Consider the following 2,500-nt stretch of genomic DNA (forward strand, 5'->3'; position numbering starts at 1 on the left):
GCTTTGACCGAAGGAACTCCCTGTGGGACTTTTGGGCCAGCAAAAGAAAGTAACCCGGCCGCGTTAGCGGACGGAAGCTCTGCTTTGGTGTTTGATATTGATCTTGCGTGAGCGATACGCCGCGAGATCGAAGCGGCGTGGTCGCGGCTTGCGCCGCTCCTACCCAAAAGCGCAGAAGCCTGTGCACTCGGTAGTTAATCGAACTGCATTAATAATCTAAATGCATCGCGCAAAGAAAAACGCCGCAACCAGAAGGTTGCGGCGTTTTAGGATAAAGCCCCTGGCGATGACCTACTCTTGCATGGCTTAGGCCACACTACCATCGGCGCATGTGCGTTTCACTTCCGAGTTCGGGATGGGATCGGGTGGTGCCACACAGCTATTATCACCAGGGAGAGGGTGGAGGGTCGCAGGTCTCGATGGACTGAGTTGCGCTCACGCTCACGTTGGTTTGCTTCAGACGGGATGGACTCCGTCATCGGCGAATAAGTTGGAATGTAGCGAGCAGTATTTTGGGCGAAACGTCGTAACGCGTCAATGAAGCCAAGGCAACTTGAGGTTATATGGTCAAGCCACACGGATCATTAGTACAGGTTAGCTCAATGCGTTGCCGCACTTACACACCCTGCCTATCAACCACCTAGTCTTGATGGTTCCTTTAGGGGACTTAAAGTCCCGGGAGATCTCATCTTGAGGCGCGCTTCCCGCTTAGATGCTTTCAGCGGTTATCGCTTCCGAACATAGCTACCCGGCAGTGCCACTGGCGTGACAACCGGAACACCAGAGGTTCGTCCACTCCGGTCCTCTCGTACTAGGAGCAGCCCCTCTCAAATCTCCAACGCCCACGACAGATAGGGACCGAACTGTCTCACGACGTTCTGAACCCAGCTCGCGTACCACTTTAAATGGCGAACAGCCATACCCTTGGGACCGACTACAGCCCCAGGATGTGATGAGCCGACATCGAGGTGCCAAACACCGCCGTCGATATGAACTCTTGGGCGGTATCAGCCTGTTATCCCCGGAGTACCTTTTATCCGTTGAGCGATGGCCCTTCCATACAGAACCACCGGATCACTAAGACCTACTTTCGTACCTGCTTGATCCGTCGATCTTGCAGTCAAGCACGCTTATGCCTTTGCACACAGTGCGCGATGTCCGACCGCGCTGAGCGTACCTTCGTGCTCCTCCGTTACACTTTGGGAGGAGACCGCCCCAGTCAAACTACCCACCATACACGGTCCCCGACCCGGATTACGGGCCTAGGTTAGAACGTCAAGCACGACAGGGTGGTATTTCAAGGATGGCTCCACCACAGCTAGCGCCATGGTTTCATAGCCTCCCACCTATCCTACACAGACGAACTCAACGTTCAGTGTAAAGCTATAGTAAAGGTTCACGGGGTCTTTCCGTCTTGCCGCGGGAACGCTGCATCTTCACAGCGATTTCAATTTCACTGAGTCTCGGGTGGAGACAGCGCCGCTGTCGTTACGCCATTCGTGCAGGTCGGAACTTACCCGACAAGGAATTTCGCTACCTTAGGACCGTTATAGTTACGGCCGCCGTTTACTGGGGCTTCGATCAAGAGCTTCGCCTTGCGGCTGACCCCATCAATTAACCTTCCAGCACCGGGCAGGCGTCACACCCTATACGTCCACTTTCGTGTTTGCAGAGTGCTGTGTTTTTGATAAACAGTCGCAGCGGCCTGGTCACTGCGGCCCCTCCCAGCTATTCACCAGAAAGGGCGCACCTTCTCCCGAAGTTACGGTGCTATTTTGCCTAGTTCCTTCACCCGAGTTCTCTCAAGCGCCTTAGAATTCTCATCCTGCCCACCTGTGTCGGTTTACGGTACGGTCTGCGTAAGCTGAAGCTTAGGAGCTTTTCCTGGAAGCGTGATATCAGCAGCCTAGTCCAAAAGGACCGGTCCTTAGTCTCAACGTTGCCCCCCCGGATTTGCCTAAGGGGACCGCCTCAACTCTCTCACCAGGACAACCAACGCCTGGCCTGCTTAACCTTCTCCGTCCCTCCATCGCACTTACGCGAGGTGCAGGAATATTAACCTGCTTCCCATCGACTACGCATTTCTGCCTCGCCTTAGGGGCCGACTCACCCTGCGTCGATTAACGTTGCGCAAGGAAACCTTGGGCTTTCGGCGTGCGGGCTTTTCACCCGCATTATCGTTACTCATGTCAGCATTCGCACTTCCGATACCTCCAGCGGACTTCTCAATCCACCTTCAACGGCTTACGGAACGCTCCTCTACCGCGCATCACAAAGTGATGCACCCCAAGCTTCGGTTTATCGCTTAGCCCCGTTAAATCTTCCGCGCAGACCGACTCGACCAGTGAGCTATTACGCTTTCTTTAAAGGGTGGCTGCTTCTAAGCCAACCTCCTGGCTGTCTGTGCCTTTCCACATCGTTCACCACTTAGCGATAAATTTGGGACCTTAGCTGTGGGTCTGGGTTGTTTCCCTTTTCACGACGGACGTTAGCACCCGCC

The 2,500-nt window shown here is 54.5% G+C and carries 2 rRNA genes (1 of these 2 cut by a window edge); both read right to left on the minus strand.

The annotated features are described in order from the left end of the window. Positions 1-278: 278 nt before the first annotated feature. Positions 279-393, minus strand: a 5S ribosomal RNA gene (gene rrf / locus ACTOWK_RS23500). Positions 394-563: 170 nt separating this feature from the next. Next, positions 564-2,500, minus strand: a 23S ribosomal RNA gene (locus ACTOWK_RS23505) (it continues 931 nt past the right edge of the window).

This window comes from Lysobacter sp. CA196 (genome assembly GCF_052078695.1).
GTDB lineage: Bacteria > Pseudomonadota > Gammaproteobacteria > Xanthomonadales > Xanthomonadaceae > Lysobacter.